The sequence below is a fragment of the Streptomyces sp. NPDC047525 genome (assembly GCF_040643025.1).
GTDB classification, from domain to species: domain Bacteria; phylum Actinomycetota; class Actinomycetes; order Streptomycetales; family Streptomycetaceae; genus Streptomyces; species Streptomyces durmitorensis.
The window spans coordinates 17,421-31,446 of record NZ_JBEYTL010000025.1 but is presented as its reverse complement, the minus strand read 5'-3'; the positions used below and the strand labels follow the sequence as shown (position 1 = coordinate 31,446).

20 protein-coding genes and 1 pseudogene are annotated in these 14,026 nt (G+C 66.8%); 11 read left to right on the top strand and 10 right to left on the bottom strand.

Annotated elements, in window-relative coordinates:
• Nucleotides 1–862: 862 nt before the first annotated feature.
• From ABZ833_RS41390 to ABZ833_RS41380, 3 genes are read right to left on the bottom strand one after another with little or no spacing between them, the layout of a single operon-like run.
• Nucleotides 863–1,042, bottom strand: coding sequence for a hypothetical protein (locus ABZ833_RS41390; protein WP_361058430.1), 180 nt, complete (start codon nucleotides 1,040–1,042; stop codon nucleotides 863–865).
• The gene (locus ABZ833_RS41385; protein ID WP_361058428.1) at nucleotides 1,042–1,266 is read right to left on the bottom strand and encodes a hypothetical protein; all 225 of its coding nucleotides are present in this window, start codon (nucleotides 1,264–1,266) and stop codon (nucleotides 1,042–1,044) included. The genes ABZ833_RS41390 and ABZ833_RS41385 overlap by 1 nt, the downstream gene beginning before the upstream one ends.
• Nucleotides 1,263–1,463 carry a hypothetical protein gene (locus ABZ833_RS41380; RefSeq protein WP_361058426.1) on the bottom strand — a complete coding sequence of 67 codons (201 nt, stop codon included), beginning with the start codon at nucleotides 1,461–1,463 and terminating at the stop codon, nucleotides 1,263–1,265. The genes ABZ833_RS41385 and ABZ833_RS41380 overlap by 4 nt, the downstream gene beginning before the upstream one ends.
• Nucleotides 1,464–1,718: 255 nt before the next feature.
• Between ABZ833_RS41380 and ABZ833_RS41375 the strand changes: the two genes are divergently transcribed.
• Nucleotides 1,719–2,174 (top strand): hypothetical protein, encoded by a 456-nt coding sequence (locus ABZ833_RS41375; protein ID WP_361058424.1) that lies wholly within the window; start codon nucleotides 1,719–1,721, stop codon nucleotides 2,172–2,174.
• 44 nt (nucleotides 2,175–2,218) lie between these two features.
• Nucleotides 2,219–2,560, top strand: a complete 342-nt coding sequence (locus ABZ833_RS41370) for a hypothetical protein (RefSeq protein WP_361058584.1) — start codon at nucleotides 2,219–2,221, stop codon at nucleotides 2,558–2,560.
• 169 nt (nucleotides 2,561–2,729) lie between these two features.
• Here ABZ833_RS41370 and ABZ833_RS41365 read toward each other — a convergent pair whose 3' ends face one another.
• Complete coding sequence (locus ABZ833_RS41365) at nucleotides 2,730–2,867, bottom strand: hypothetical protein (protein WP_361058583.1); 138 nt, start codon at nucleotides 2,865–2,867, stop codon at nucleotides 2,730–2,732.
• 422 nt (nucleotides 2,868–3,289) lie between these two features.
• Nucleotides 3,290–3,628: pseudogene (locus ABZ833_RS41360) on the bottom strand (ATP/GTP-binding protein); the annotation flags it as partial.
• Nucleotides 3,629–3,877: 249 nt separating this feature from the next.
• On the opposite strand from ABZ833_RS41360, the gene ABZ833_RS41355 reads away from it, so the two are divergent.
• Complete coding sequence (locus ABZ833_RS41355; protein WP_361058422.1) at nucleotides 3,878–4,204, top strand: hypothetical protein; 327 nt, start codon at nucleotides 3,878–3,880, stop codon at nucleotides 4,202–4,204.
• Nucleotides 4,205–4,259: 55 nt separating this feature from the next.
• On the opposite strand, the gene ABZ833_RS41350 is transcribed toward ABZ833_RS41355, so the two are convergent.
• From ABZ833_RS41350 to ABZ833_RS41335, 4 genes are all read right to left on the bottom strand, one after another.
• Nucleotides 4,260–4,937: a hypothetical protein gene (locus ABZ833_RS41350; protein WP_361058420.1), complete on the bottom strand. Its 678-nt coding sequence runs from the start codon at nucleotides 4,935–4,937 to the stop codon at nucleotides 4,260–4,262.
• A complete protein-coding gene (locus ABZ833_RS41345) occupies nucleotides 4,934–5,302 on the bottom strand; it encodes a hypothetical protein (protein ID WP_361058418.1) in 369 nt (122 codons plus the stop codon). Before ABZ833_RS41345 ends, ABZ833_RS41350 begins: the two co-directional genes overlap by 4 nt.
• Entirely contained in the window at nucleotides 5,299–5,724 is a 426-nt protein-coding gene (locus ABZ833_RS41340; protein ID WP_361058416.1) for a hypothetical protein, read from the bottom strand. Before ABZ833_RS41340 ends, ABZ833_RS41345 begins: the two co-directional genes overlap by 4 nt.
• Before the next feature lie 162 nt (nucleotides 5,725–5,886).
• Entirely contained in the window at nucleotides 5,887–6,270 is a 384-nt protein-coding gene (locus tag ABZ833_RS41335) for a hypothetical protein (RefSeq protein ID WP_361058414.1), read from the bottom strand.
• A 353-nt stretch (nucleotides 6,271–6,623) separates the two neighbouring features.
• Here ABZ833_RS41335 and ABZ833_RS41330 point away from each other — a divergent pair, with 353 nt between their 5' ends.
• From ABZ833_RS41330 to ABZ833_RS41300, 7 genes are all read left to right on the top strand, one after another.
• Entirely contained in the window at nucleotides 6,624–6,791 is a 168-nt protein-coding gene (locus tag ABZ833_RS41330; protein ID WP_361058412.1) for a hypothetical protein, read from the top strand.
• Nucleotides 6,788–6,940 (top strand): hypothetical protein, encoded by a 153-nt coding sequence (locus tag ABZ833_RS41325; RefSeq protein WP_361058410.1) that lies wholly within the window; start codon nucleotides 6,788–6,790, stop codon nucleotides 6,938–6,940. The genes ABZ833_RS41330 and ABZ833_RS41325 overlap by 4 nt, the downstream gene beginning before the upstream one ends.
• Nucleotides 6,941–7,615: 675 nt before the next feature.
• On the top strand, nucleotides 7,616–8,263 hold the full coding sequence (locus tag ABZ833_RS41320) for an ankyrin repeat domain-containing protein (RefSeq protein ID WP_361058408.1): 648 nt from the start codon (nucleotides 7,616–7,618) through the stop codon (nucleotides 8,261–8,263).
• 362 nt (nucleotides 8,264–8,625) lie between these two features.
• Complete coding sequence (locus tag ABZ833_RS41315; protein ID WP_361058406.1) at nucleotides 8,626–8,856, top strand: hypothetical protein; 231 nt, start codon at nucleotides 8,626–8,628, stop codon at nucleotides 8,854–8,856.
• Nucleotides 8,846–9,103 carry a hypothetical protein gene (locus ABZ833_RS41310; RefSeq protein WP_361058404.1) on the top strand — a complete coding sequence of 86 codons (258 nt, stop codon included), beginning with the start codon at nucleotides 8,846–8,848 and terminating at the stop codon, nucleotides 9,101–9,103. The genes ABZ833_RS41315 and ABZ833_RS41310 overlap by 11 nt, the downstream gene beginning before the upstream one ends.
• 895 nt (nucleotides 9,104–9,998) lie before the next feature.
• Nucleotides 9,999–10,451, top strand: a complete 453-nt coding sequence (locus tag ABZ833_RS41305; protein ID WP_361058402.1) for a helix-turn-helix domain-containing protein — start codon at nucleotides 9,999–10,001, stop codon at nucleotides 10,449–10,451.
• Complete coding sequence (locus ABZ833_RS41300; RefSeq protein WP_361058400.1) at nucleotides 10,448–10,759, top strand: replication initiation protein, RepL2; 312 nt, start codon at nucleotides 10,448–10,450, stop codon at nucleotides 10,757–10,759. Before ABZ833_RS41305 ends, ABZ833_RS41300 begins: the two co-directional genes overlap by 4 nt.
• A gap of 322 nt (nucleotides 10,760–11,081) precedes the next feature.
• Here the strand turns inward: ABZ833_RS41300 and ABZ833_RS41295 are convergent, their stop codons facing one another.
• A complete protein-coding gene (locus ABZ833_RS41295) occupies nucleotides 11,082–12,104 on the bottom strand; it encodes a hypothetical protein (protein ID WP_361058398.1) in 1,023 nt (340 codons plus the stop codon).
• Between the two features lie 1,275 nt (nucleotides 12,105–13,379).
• On the opposite strand from ABZ833_RS41295, the gene ABZ833_RS41290 reads away from it, so the two are divergent.
• Nucleotides 13,380–13,616 carry a hypothetical protein gene (locus ABZ833_RS41290; protein ID WP_361058396.1) on the top strand — a complete coding sequence of 79 codons (237 nt, stop codon included), beginning with the start codon at nucleotides 13,380–13,382 and terminating at the stop codon, nucleotides 13,614–13,616.
• Nucleotides 13,617–14,026: the final 410 nt, after the last annotated feature.

Here is a 14,026-nt window from a genome sequence, read left to right as displayed (position 1 = left end):
GTCGGGAACCAGTGCGCCGGGAATGCCGGGGGCGGCGTGCGGGCCGCCCCCGGCGTCGGTGTCAGGCTGTGCGCGGCCCGGGGGTGACGAAATTCCACGCCAGGCGGCCCAGGAGAGCCAGAGCGGCGGCACCGGCGGACAGTGCCCATTCCGTCGGAGTCGTCGCGTGAGGCGATGAGATCATCACGATCGGGACCGCCGGAATGGCCACGTACTCGATGTGAACTACCCGTACGTGACGTTGGGGAATTTCGTCACGCCTGTTATCGTCGGGACCGCGGAAGGGCCTCCTACGTGGGGGTTTTGATCCGAGAGGATCAGGGGAGAACTTCACTGTTGCTCCTTTTGATCTTGCGTTTCAGTGAATGGCGTGGGTCCCGGATACGGGTGTGCAAGACCCCCGGGACTCACGCTGTGCTGACCTTAGCTTTACGCAGGGTGGGCCGCCAAACAGTAGTGCGTTGAGCATTTAACCGCCCAAACCCTTCAAAAACGGAAGCCCAATACCGGACATTCGCCGTCAAAAATGGCGTGTTCGTTTATGCAAGGGGCGTAGATTTCCGCGAGAATTCCTTATACCGCTCCCGGGTAATGCTGGTTCTGGTATGGGCGCATTCGGTGCGGCATTCAGTGCCGCGCTCACAGGGGCCGGAAATTCGGTGCTCGCTCGCATGTTCCCCATCGGTCACGTGCGCCTGCTGGGCACTGCGTGCCGCACGGGCCATTGCAGACACGTGACCCACATCACAACCATGACCGGCCAGTAGGCCGTACCCTCCCCGGCCAGGCCCACGGTCGAAGGCACCGTCAGTGAGCGGCTACGTGTGACGGCGGCCGTGCCGGACGGTACCGGCCGCGGCTCCTACCGCCCGCCCGCACGCTCGATGAGCCAGTCCGGAGCCGGCGGCCGGGCCTGCTCGCCGCGGATCCGCTCGGTCTCTCGCCGTTCCTCGTCCGCGATCCAGGCGCGGGTGCGTGCCAGATCGCGTTCCTGCACCCGTTCCAGGAAGCGGAGCACGTCGATGCGCCGGATCTCGGTCATCAGCTGAGCCGGTAGTCCCGCCAGCCGGTGCCGCGGGCCCGCACGACGGCCCCGGCCTGTTCGAGGCGGCGCAGCTGGTAGAGCACGGAGGAGGGGCTGGACAGTCCGACGGCGCGGCCGATCTCCCGGACGCTGGGAGCCTCACCCCGGTCGAGGATGTGGGCGCGGATGCAGGACAGGACTGCTTGCTGCCGGTCGGTGACGTCCCACGAGCGCCGGGTCATGACCGTTCCTCGGTGCGGCGGCGAAGGTCGGCCAGCTGGGCGCGCGGCACCTCTTGGACAAGGCGGCGCGACAGGCCGATGAGCCGTCGGCGCAGGACGGTGTTGCTGGTGGCGGGGGCTTGGGCGAGAGCGTTGTAGGTGCGGGTCCAGTCGCGCTGGGTCTGCACGATGTCGGGGGTGTGTTCTGTGTGCACCATGCCCTCAGTAGAGCATGTGTTCGATTTCTGGTGCGAGTCAGATGACCTGATCGCCGCTCTGGCCCCTAGCCCCTTCTTGCGGGCGGAGGCGCAAGGGGGGCTCGCCGCCGGCTAGCGCCTGTTCGCAGGATGGCCTGAATGATCATATTTCGATTGACCGTGCACAGAGTGACATGGTCCGATCACGTTCGGTTTCGAAGCCGAGGCCGATCACGCCTCCCATGACCACGGAGGCAAACCACAGAGGGGGACTCTTTGCTCGGCAACACATCCCGCAACGCCCAGGCGGCGCTTTGCGCCAGCGTCGTCGCGTCGGCTCTGCTCATTCCCACAGCTGGATCCGCGGCGGCTTCTTCGAGCAGGCCGACCGTGACGGTCAACGCCGTTAATCCCAACACGGCCTGCAGGAGCCACGGTAGGAACTACGTCGTGCGCACGTACTTCCGTGGTCCTAACAAGTACACCCTGCGCTGCGGCACCGGCTCGTGGGGCTGGAAGCACATCAAGGCGGGTCACGGCTGGAACAACACGATGAACAAGAAGATCAGTGCCGCCATATGGTCCGGCAAGTGGAACGGGGGCGGGTACTCGACCTGGAGCGCTTCCTGCCCGACTCGCGAGACATTCCGTACCAAGATCGGAACGCCCGCCGGTAGCAACGACCTGCGGACCGCCTACAAGTACACGGGCCGCGCCGCCGCCAGTTGCTAGCGGCTAACGTGGGCTGCTGGCAGACGAGATGAGAGGTGCATTCGGTGGCTCACACGCCGGCTGAGGGCGTCCTGGCTCGCTCCTACACCTCCGATGATGGCGCGACCCGGTTCAGTGTCACCGACTTGACGGTAGACCACCAACCGGACCGTAGCCTCACGCTGACCTACCGGCTCATCATCGAGCGGAAGGATCACGCCGACGAGTGCTGGGTGCTCACACTGCCATGGAGTGACAGATCCTTTGTAGACGTGTTCACCTCGCCTGCCCCTGATCCTGAGCGTCTTCGCCAGCTGGTTGAGCTGGTGCGAGGCCTCTTGGAAGAGTGGTGGGACACCAAGGGCTACAACCGCCACTTCGCGAAGATGGGACGCCGGTGTACCTGAGCTGCCTCTCCAGGCAGTAGGTGAGACCCCCGGCGCGACGGAGGACCGATCACATCGCCCGCTGTCTGTCCCACTGTCATGGCGCATACGCAAAAAGGCGGCCCTCGCTGCCCGGTCCGAGACCGGGTGGCGAGGGCCGTTTCGTACTCCCCCTTGCGTCGGCGCAGCTCTATGAAGCTCCGTTGTGGTGGCGTCGGGTGGTGACCACGGTGCGCCAGCGATTTCGGGTGGTGTCCGGGGCGTCGAGCCAGGACGCGGAGGAGGGGGCGGGCAGGGGCAGGGCGGCCATGAAGGCGGCGATGTCCACGTATACGGGTACTCGCCGCTGGCGGTGAGGGTGCGCAGCTGCTCCAGGCCCGCGTCGGTCAGTTCGCCGCGGACGGCGTGGTGGAAGGCGACGGCGAGTTCGAGCAGGACCTGGATGGCGGTGAGTCCGGCGAGTTCGGCTTCGGTGCGCAGCAGGTGTGCGCGGTCGTCGAACTGGGTGGTTGTGGTGCCGGCGTCGCGGATGAGTGCGGCGATCTGCACGGTCAGGGACGTGGCGCGCAGGTCGAGGCCACTCAGGTACTGCCGGGCGAGGTCGATCTCGTCATCGGCGCCGACGGGGTCGGTGAAGGCCACGGCCAGGGCGCGGTGGGCCTGGCCGTGGGCGCGTTCCCCGGCGACACCGTGCTGTTCGGCCTCGCTGCGGGCAGCCTCGTACGCGGCGGCCGCGCCGGTCATGTCGCCCTGGGGCCACAACACGTCACCGCGGACCCGGTGGTGGCGGCCCTTCCAGCCCAGACTCTGGGCGGCCTCGAAGGCGGTGGGGAAGTCACCGCTGATGCGGGCAAGGTGGGCCAGACCGCGGCGGGCAGCGGTGGCGAGGCGGCCGCCACCGTCGGCGACCAGCTGCATGCCGTGCCGAGATTCTGCCGTGCGGCCGAGGTCGCGCTGCGCCTTGGCCTGGTAGTACACCGCCATCTCGGAGAGCTCGGTGGGCAGCAGCCCGGTGTCGATGACCGCCTGGAGCCGGTCGACAGTGCGTTCGCGGTGTTCGTGCTGGCGCCGGGCCAGCGTGCTCAGCACTTCGACCAGGGCGTCGGCCGGGCTGTCCAGCTCTCGCTCGCCGCCGGCGGGCGGAACGAGCGGCTCCCAGACGGAGTCGCCGACGTACTGCCACGCGGCGGCAGTGAGCCAGTCCAGGTCGAGACGGACCAAGAGCAGTTGGAAAGCCTGCTCAACCGCGCTGTGCGGCTGTGGCTGGAGCAAGACGATCTCTCAGCGCAGTCGGGAGACGGTTCGGACTAGGACCCGCCTCAGGTTTCGAGAGTTCTCGTGCCTGGCCGACTCGACCGGACCGTGGAGACCCGGCCCGGAGACGAGTCCGCCCGCGAGCTCCTGGTCCACCGAGGCGACTACCACCCCGTGGTCAATAGCTGGCTGGCGCAGGCCTTCGCCAACCGCTCCAGCCACTACGCCGACCCGACCACGCGCACGGCCGCCGTCGACTCGCTGCCCGACCGGGCGCGCACCCACGCCGCCCCGCTCGCCTGCACCGGCGCCCCGGCCGCCGACGGCGAGCCTGGCGGCGGGGGTCGCGTCGATGAGCTGGGCACTGTCCGTGCTGCCCATGTCCGTCTCCACGTGCTGGGCGAGGGCTGAGACGATTAGGGGGATAGGCGGACCCTGCTACGGACGGGGCCCGCCGTCGCGCTTGTCAGACCGCGATGAACAGTTGGGGCAGCTCCGTCAGCTTGTCGACGGTCTCTTGGTACTGCTCTGCGGGAATTAGATCGATCAGTTTGGCGGCAGTGGCCCCTGTTGTTGCTGAAGGCGCAATGTCCAAGCTCACCAGGGCGTCCCGGAAGGTTTCGACCAGCGGGGGATCAACCGGGTTTCCTCGTCTCCAGTTCTCCTGCGTACCGGCGGAGATCTTGCCTTCGTACATCATGGTGCCGACGAGAAAGCGTCCTGCCTGGTAGAAGGTCCAACCGCCAGGCACCTTTTCGCCGAGTCGCAGGGTGTCAGGGTACTCGGGGGCACCCCACGGGGCGTGGGCGGTTCCTTCTATGATCCTGGCCGCGACGTACATATCGGCCAGAGGGTGTGAGTGATAGCCAGCGTGAGGCATCTGCACGGCAGAGCGGCGAAGTTCGTCGCCTTTCTGCCAGACGACGTGCAGATGCTCGGGGGCATCTGCGCACTTGTCTGGGTGGTAGTTGACGATGCCCCACGGCCCACCGAGGAGGGTGCCGTCTTCTGCAATGAGGGGCTCTTCCTTCAGCTGCCGGAACACGGCGAGGGTGACCTGCTTGCCCTTGATCGTGAGGGTCTTGACCTCGACGGAGGCCGTGGTGATCGTCGCGTTCTGGGCGGTGAGCTGCTTGCCCGTCATTGGGTCTCCTGGGCGAGGCGGGGCAGGGTGAGCTGCTGGGGGTGGGTGCGGATGCCGTCGTCGGCCGGGAGGGGCTTGGTGGCATTGTGGGCGAGCTGGCGGGCGAAGAAGTCGAGTTCTTCGGAGAGCTGCATCCAGCCGTCGGCGTCGGGGTACGCCTGAGCGAACCATTGGTCGAAAGCGGCGTCGCAGTGTCCCTCGTGGGTGACGTGGATGGGGGTTCCGCGGCGCGGCCCAGGGGCGCCGGCTGTGCTTCCCCACACGTTGTTGCCGCGTTCGATGACCTGTTCGCGGCAGGTGTCACAGACGAAGATTGTGCAGACGAGTGCGTCGGGTGGGCCCGACACCCCGATGTATTCGATCACTGTGTCTTCTGGCCCTGTCGCGGCGTCCGCGTCTCGGTTCCGGGGGCGATGAGGCCGTCGAAGTTGCTCACTCCGGTGGCGTCGTCGCACAGGCCGGTGGTGTCGGTGTCGACGGGGGTGAGAGTGCCGTTGCTGTGGACGGTCCAGGCCACCAGCGGGTCCACGGTGGACGTGCCGTCCGGGTGCTTGTACCGAGCACTCCACCCGCCCCCAGGGATGGCGGCGACAACGGGGTGCCCACCTTCCGAGAGCCCGGTGAAGGTGCGGCCGTTGTTCGCCGGGACAAGTCGACCGGTGTGCTCATCAACAATGAGCGCTTGGCCCTCGTCGTCCCAGGCGATGACAGGCTTGCTTCTGAAGACTGTGCGGCCGTCCTCTTCCTGCTTGTAATGCGCTTCGTAGGGGTGTTGTGCTGGGATCACTACGTCTCCTGGGCGGATTGGCACTGGTCTGTGGTGTGACGGTACGACCGGGGCAGTCTGTCCGTCCCGGGGTTTGTCAGGTCAGCAGATGGTGCGGCCGTCGCGCTGCTGCCTCGTCGAGGAGCGCTCACGCTTTCAGCCCGATGACGACCGGGAACGCGGTCAGGTCTGCTGCTCGAGCCGCACGACGGCCCGATACATGAGCGACAGGCCGGCCTCGACGATCTCTTCGAAAGTCTCCGGGGCCGGTGTGCGGCGCAGCTGGGGCCAAGGCGAGAAGATCCCGAGCTGCCAGGCCGCGGTGCCGTCCTCGCTGATGTCGGTGCACACGTCGACGCCATCCGGCTTGAGCACGTACACCCAGTCGGCGAGGACCGCGTCGGTGCGGTCGCCGTGGCAATAGCAGATGAAAGGCTGGTAGCCGATGCTGCTGCGGTTGTTGTCCCAGCCGGTGTCGACACTGCACGCGCACCTGGACCGCCGCGACGAAGCCGCGGCCGACGACGGCGGCCGCCGTGAAGCGGAGCTCGCGGAGTGGCGGCGCATCGTGCAGCTGCTCGCCGCGACCGGCGGCCCGTACGCCCCGGACGCCGACGCCGTCGCCCAGGAGGAGCTGGCCGGAGACCGGCGCCGCAAGGAAGTCGAGCAGCAGGGCCGCCAGGAGCAGCAGCGGGTAGCCGCACGGGCCGACGAACTGGCGGGCCTGGCCGGGGCCGGCCGACTCGATCGGACTGTCGCGAGCCGCCCCGGGGCGAAGCCGCCCGTGAACTGCTGGCCGACCACGGCGACTATCGCGCCGGTGCGGCGACGACTGGCTCGCCCGCACCCTCGCCGACCACTCCGGCCACTACGCCGCCCTCGATGCCCGGACGGCCCGCCTTCGCCTGCTGCCCGTCCCGGTGCGCGCCCGCGCCGCGCTGCTCGCCGCCCTCGCCCGCACCGGCGCCCCGGCCGTCGACAGTGACCTCGAGTTCGTCAGCCGCCTCGCCCAGGCCGACCCCGCCGCCACGACCGCGCTCGCCGCATGGCTCGACACCGCGGCCGCGGTGAAGGACGGCACGCCATGAGCGCGGCGGAGGAGGTGGTGGTGGCCACCTGGCGCGAGCACAGCGCGGTCGGCCACCACTACGAGAACCTGCTCGCCGACGCGCGGGTCCTCGCCTGGACCGAGCCGCCCTTCCGCGAGACGCTCCCCCCCCGGCGACGACGACCCTGACTACAACCCGATCTGCTCGTGCCCGCGCGTCCCGAAGCAGTTCTGCATGGCGTGCGCCGACTGCGCCGCCTGCGGGCAGTGCACCGGACCGCACGTCTGGCCGCCGCCCCGGAACTGATCACCGAGAGCAAACCCCCAGACCCTCAGCACTCCTGTGAGGCGGCTGAGGGTCTGGGGTCAGAAATGGGCCTGTTGTCCTGTATGCCTGTGAGATAGGATCGATGTTTTCCCAGGTGGACGCGTTTCTGAGAGGCGACCTGTAACCGTGTGACATGGGAGGTCACCGACACCTGCCACGCTCACCGTGCGTCACATGGCGGGTGTAACGCGCCCTGTCGCGCCGACTGTCACGCCCGCCGTGCCACCCGCGATAGCACCCGCCGAATGTCCGCATTGAACCCTTTACGAGTGCCGGAAGGGCCCCCGCGCCCGATCCGGCGTGACAGCGTGATACCCCTGCCCGGCGACCGGACCTCGCCATCACTCCCCGTCCCCGCTGTCCCGTGCCATCGAACCTGGATCGGTGCCACTGACATTGGACGACCGGTGGTTCCGTGACAGCGAAGTTGGACAGCACCGGAATCCGCTGTCCGGGTCCCCTCCGCGATGGCAGGCGGATTGGACTGTGGGCGCCCGGGGGCTCCCTCGGGGTCGGAGGACTGGGACGATCGAGGCATGGACACTGCGGATCAACTGGTGCGGTCGGCGGGCGACGGCGACGTGATCGAGGTGGCACGGCTGCTGGAGCAGGGTGCCGTGGTGGATGCGCCGGGTCGTGGCGGGCGTACGGCGCTGGACCTGGCGGCGGAGCAGGGGCACGCCGATGTCGTGCGCCAACTGGTCGGAGCGGGCGCCGACCTGGGGCAGCAGGCGGGTGAGTATCAGGATGTAACGCCTCTGTGCCTGGCGGCGAGCCGTGGGCACACGGCGGTTGCCGGGGTTCTTCTCGATGCCGGTGCCCGCACCGGCGCCCAGGGTCGGCTGGGTTACGTACCGCTGGTGCTGGCAGCCACCGCCAGCGATGAGGGGCACCCGGAAACGGTGGACCTGCTGCTGGACCGCGGGGCGGACATCAACGCGCTGATGAAGCACAGAACCGCCCTGGACTGGGCGGTCCGGTTCGGACAGGAAGAGATGGTGCACCGCCTGCTCGGCCGCGGCGCCGGCCTCTCGGTTGGCACTCTGGCCGCCGCGCGCGAGCACCTCGGACATCATCCGGAGCATCGGCGGAAGGCTGAGCGCATCGCTGCGTTCCTCCTTGCCGTGGATGTCGCGCCCCGCACAAACCAGCAGCCCGGGACGGAAGCTAGGGATCTGGCGTAGCCGACGGCTCAGCATCCCAACGGCGCTCTGAGCGGGGGCTTCAGCACGGCTCAACTCGCTGCCTTGAGACCACCGGTCGTCCAACTTCAGTGGCACACGATCCAGGTTCGACGGCACGGGACACCCGCACCGCGGCCGGGCTCACCGACGCGGGACTCAGCTCGCCGAACGAACCTGGGTCCCGCTTTAGCCACTGGGGCCTGGGTCTGACTGTTTTCCCAGGTGGACACGCTCACCTGGGTCCTGAGTCCACCTGGGTCCGGGATCTGCGTCATCGGGCGGGTTTCGTCTGTACGCAGACCGGTGCCGCGCCCCGGCGATACCGTGATGACACACGCCAGATGACGCCCCAGGAGCCCTCGATGAGCCAGGAGCCTGCCGCCGCACACGACCGCCAGCCGCTCGACGAATCCGCAGCCGAATCGGTCCGCAGGTACGCGGCCGAGCAGCGCGCGCGGGTCGATGCCCTCGCCTCCGTCCTGGAGGACATCGCCGAAAACGGCTACCCCTCGCCAGAATCCGGCGTGCTGTGGGAGACCGCCCGAGACACCCATCTCGCCCGTCTCGCCGACGGGGAGCCCCGTGTCGCCTGAGCACGGTGCGCGGCGTTCCCAGGTCATCCTGGTGGAGCCCGCGCTCACCCAGCTGGCCAAGCTCAACGCGAGCGAGACTCACCGCCTGGACCGCGTAATCGTCGCCATCAGCGTCAACCCGGAGATCGGCACCGAAGTGCCGGGAACCTTGCTGCGCGACTATGTAGACGAGATCGACAGGGTCCGCGTGATCTACTACGTGACCGCTTTGCGGACGATCACGATCGTGGCCTACGTCGAAGCCTGACCGCGGCAGTGAATGGTGCCACGGACCCGCATGGGCCCGGGGCACCGCTGTGTCTGGTGCTCTGTTGCTGCTGTGGGCGGTTGGGGATGCCAGAGAGCGATGACACTCGAAGCCAAGGACGCACAGTAGCTGCAGTCTTTCTGGAGCCAGGAAGCCTAGCTGCCGCTCTCCACGCCCAAGGGTCGGTACACCCTCGGCCCGAGGGGCCTCCGGTGCCCCGACGGGGGCTGCACCTTCACGCGCGGCCCAAGCTGGCACGTGGTTGCCAAGAGCAACGTGGCTGGGACCGGGATGGGTTGATGGAGGCACACGTGGCGGGTGGTCATTCGGCTGCAGCGGTACTTGGCGTGTTTTCACTGGCTGAGGAGGGAGCGGCGGATTTCAGTGGATCGTCGACCGGAAGCACTCGGCTACGGAAGTCAACGCCCCCTGAGGGGCAGCTGCCCTACGGGTTGCGCGGCTGCTCGACTGAGGACGAGGCCCGGTAGCTGACGCCGAATAGACAGCGTGTCCTACTACTAAAGAGAGAGCCGCCCCCAATCGTCGCCTGACCTGCAGGAACAGTGCTTTCCATCAAGATCTGACGATCTGGCACCCAGTCCCCACAGACTCCCACCCGGTTTGCAGGAGCAGGGCAGCCAGTTCTGGAAACAGCTGTGCCCGGGTTCCAAGAACCGTGACCACGTTCTTAGGACATGACCTGATGAACGTCACGTTCATCAGCAGCCGCCTGTTCCAGGGATGGCAGACCATCCAGGCCATCGATGCAAGGTCAGGCGACACGCCCTGGAAGCGGAGTTGATGAACTCAGCGCTCATGTACGTTAAGTTCATCTGGTCGGCCTCAGAGCCGCCCCTCATGCACGTAGAGACAACGCCCATCCATGGAGGGCCCGTTGGGAGCAGTACGCAGACTGGTTGATGCCGACACCGGCGAAGCAGTCCCCTACGCGCCCTACGCCTTCTCCGGCGGCCACACCCAGGTAGACAAGGCCCGCGTGGAGGCGATTACCGAGAGCAAGGAGTTCACCCCGAGCCAGAAGTTCCTGGTTCTGTGGTGGATCGGGGTCTCTCCTGAGGGCATGGCACCGCTCCGAGCGACCGGCGCCGACATCGCCAAGCGCGTCGGTATGACCGCCGATGCCGTCGGGAAGATCAACCGCAAGCTGGTCAAACGGCGCATCCTGATCGAGCGCGGACGCATCGGCAACTACAGGCTCTACCGGATCAGCCCGTACATTGCCTTTCACGGCACCGGAGTCGAGCAGCGGGAGGCGATCAAGTCATGCAACCCGCCGGAGATCCCCGGATTCCAGAACATGACCCCTTCGCGGTGGGAGGCCCAGTGAACAACGACGAGAAGCAGAAGCTCCTTGACGTCCTCCATCGCACCTCGGGCATGACCGCGAACCAGCGCCTGGTCGTCATGCTCTACGCCATGCACCCCACCGACCGCGCCGGCGCCGTCATCGAGACCGGCGCCAACCTGGCCAAGCTCGTCGGCATGTCGCCGACCGTGTTCTCGCGCACCAGGCGGCAAGTCGTGGAAGCCGGCTGGCTCGAGGAATCAGAGCGGCTCGCCCACATCAGCTACTACCGCCTCAGCCAGAAGAGCACCGGCGAGCACGTCGTCGTTCCCCTGCGCCGGGCAACCTGAACGGTGCCGCAAAGCCGTACTCATGTACGTGAGGTCAATGAGCACCGCTCCTGAGAGCGGTGCTCATTGACCTCACGTACATGAGCGTCCTGTGAACGTGGCTGCTAGCGCACGGTCGGACTGTCAGTGCCCGCCCGCACTCTGCCGCCAAGCACTGCGACAGGAGGGGCAATGTGGTCCGCAACGGCATCCAGGTTCATGCTCGTACCGCTACGCCGACGAACAGTCGTGATCTTGGGACCTCACCGCAGGGCATACCAGCTTCGCCTCGACGGCGCAGCGCTCTCAGAGATGGGTTCTCAAGCGGGGCGCGTGTACGAGATCAGTCGCGCCGACGGCTCGGTGCCGCGTCCAAAAGGTCCAGTACTCGCTCCGGGGCATGAAGCAGGCCGGCGTGCGTCGCGAACAGGCACGCATGTGCGAGATGGCCGCTGTCTCCTCCTGCGTGGGCCGAGCCGATCGCTCGTGTGAAGTCATCGGCGACCTTCGGGTTCACCTCGGGGAGGAAGTACGCGACGAGGGTGGCTTCGAGTTCCTGAGTGAGGTTGTAGGCGAGGTCCTGCCGTTCCTCGGGCGCCGCGGGTTCCTTGTCTTTGCGCTCAAGGTTTTCGATGAGGGCAAGAACCTCGGAGGGCAGGTCGTCATCAGGGCTGAGGGCGCCAGGGACCGGGATGGTCTGGATGGCGGTGATGACGTGCGGACAGACGGCCAGGGAAATGCACCCTGCAGCCTCCCATACGTTGAGGTAACGGACGGCGTCGAGTCCGAGGTCCGTCAGCTCGGTGATGCTGATGTCCGCTGCTCGCTCGTCGTTCTCATCGTGAAAGCCAGAGTTGACCCGGTCAGGCGCGATGTTGATGCGCACACGATGAAGGTAGAAGGCCGAGTGCTCGTCGCCCTGGTCCCGCATGCGCCTGTACATGTTCTCGATGGCCGCTTCGAAGGTGCCGAGGTGGAGCGCCTTGTCGAGGTGAACCCGCAGGAAGCGCTCGGGATCATCCATCAGCGAGCGAGCGGGGCTGGTCGAGAACCCGTCCCGCACGTTGCGTTCATAGTCAGGGCTCGGCCAGTTTTCATAGGTACTGGTGAGGTACCAGATGAGCTTGTTGAGCATGCGGTCGTCGAGCGCAGGGTCGTCCTGGTCGCGGAGGCCAACGGCCAGCGGTCCGAAGTGAATCGAAGCCTTGCAGAGATCGCATTCCATGCGCGCGCTGGCCTCGTTGTCGAGCCGGAGGTAATCAGCACCGCTCAGGGGCGAGGTTTGGCCACAATCGTCGCAGCGCATGCGGAAGTCGTAGCCGAAGGTGATCGGCCGTTCGATGAGGCCAGCTTTGGCGTCTCGCACAACAGCACGCTACGTGCAGCTACGGAGTCGATGGACGAGTGAGGGGAGGGAAGCCGCGTGTCGATGGCTGAGCGCGAGTGCCTCGCGCTCAGGGTTCTGGAGGCTGAGGACATCCGGCCGAAGCCAGGGGGAGCGTGGCGCCCGGATGCGGTTGTCCAACAACGGATCGGTTCATGAACGCGGTGGCGTCGCCTTTCCACCAGCTCGACCTGCACCTTGACGCAGGCGACTTGTGCATGGTGTTCAAGACCAAGGGCTACAAGGCGACCGAAGAGAAGACCGCAGAGTTCGCGGAGCAGAAGAAAAAGGGCAACCTGCTCCACGCGGGCGGAACGTTCAGTGGACACCGTCCAGGCCAAGAAGCTCTGCACGCCGCTGACGCTGTACACCCTCGTCCACGAGGCGGTCTCGGGTCGTCAGCCTCGACTTCGAGTACCTCCTCGGCGAGTTCGCGAGCAAGTTCGTCGACTTCACCGAGTTCCTGATGAGCATGGGCGCCATCGAGGACGTCATGGACGACTACGTGCGGAAGCTCTTCCTGGAGGCACACGGGGATGAAGGTGGGCTGGGCTGAGACGCCGACTACAGCCCCTACCAGGGCGGTTGTCGAGGCCTACGGCCAATGAGGCAGACGGAGAAGCGCGGTTGGTCCAAGGGCGAACCCGTACGGCACCGCCAAAAGATGAGTGAAGTGCATCACAGCGGAGAAGGCGTGCTGGCGGCCGACTTGCGCCTGCGGCGTGAGGGTGACAGCTCTCTGAACTGCGAAAACACTGATGAAGCGGTCTCGGCATGGAGCGCAACAACCACGCTACACAAACCCCGGAAAAGCGTTCCCCCCGCTAGGCCCTGAGGGAGCGCTGAGACGCCCGACCGCACCTTGAGTGCCCCCTGGTTGTCGCGCCTGCTGCGTAGGCTTGCTCTCGACCAACAACGCGGTGAGACACAGGCAACACGGTCCCGATCGACGCCAGCCGGTTACGACCAAGTCCCACCACTCGCGCCAACGGGATGTTGAGGGTCAGCCACACAGTCGGAAGCCGTTCTCGCCTCTGGAGGCAAAACCAGTGGCCCCCCGCGCCAACGGGGGGCCACTACACAGTCGGACGGTCCTCCGCCAAGCGTGCTCCTGCCAGAAGCCGACACTTAGATTGGATGAGCCATCGCTACCGAAGTCGAGACTAAGGGACTCCTCCCCCCAAAAGCACGCCAGGACGAAGACCGGTCCACTCCCTGCCGGTACCAGCCCCACGTGATGATCTACGGGGGCGCCCGATGATGCTGACGCTCGTAGTTGGCCTCATGCTGGGCGGCGCCGTGGCCTATGCGGCATACAAGGACCAGAAACTGGGCGCTGCTCTAGCCATCGGTGCGGCCGTGGTGGGCCTGTTCTACATCGTCATCGAGAAGGACCCGTCTGCCGCGTCGCCGCAGCAGACCGTCCCTCCCTTTGCGCCGGCGTCGACATCCACACCGACCCAGACCCCGCCAGGTCAGCCGACGCCGCCGTAGGCACCTGTTGAAGGCCCGCTACACGCTGGGGCGGGCCTTCAAGATGCATGGAACCCATCGCGGTCGGCAGCATCCGGGCCGTTCCCTCGGCTGTCGCCCGCGTCTCGTCATCAGTTGACCGAGCTGCGGGGACGGGACCGCCGGGCGCCTTCAGCCTGTCATCTGCACCAGCAACCATGAACGGCGCGCCTTCTCCGGTGAGTCGTCAGTACCTGGGCGGTCGTGCGCGGCGATGCGCGCGGTGAGTGCTGGCTCTACTCCATCGCGCAGTTGCTGCAGGGTCGACATCGAGGGGGATGACTGCGTCTCGCCCGTTCGAGGGAAGCGGCGGCTCGTCGCTTCGGCCGGTGCTGCCGCGCCGGTTAACATCCTGCCCGGCTAGTGACGTACTGCCGATCACCGCCCGCTTC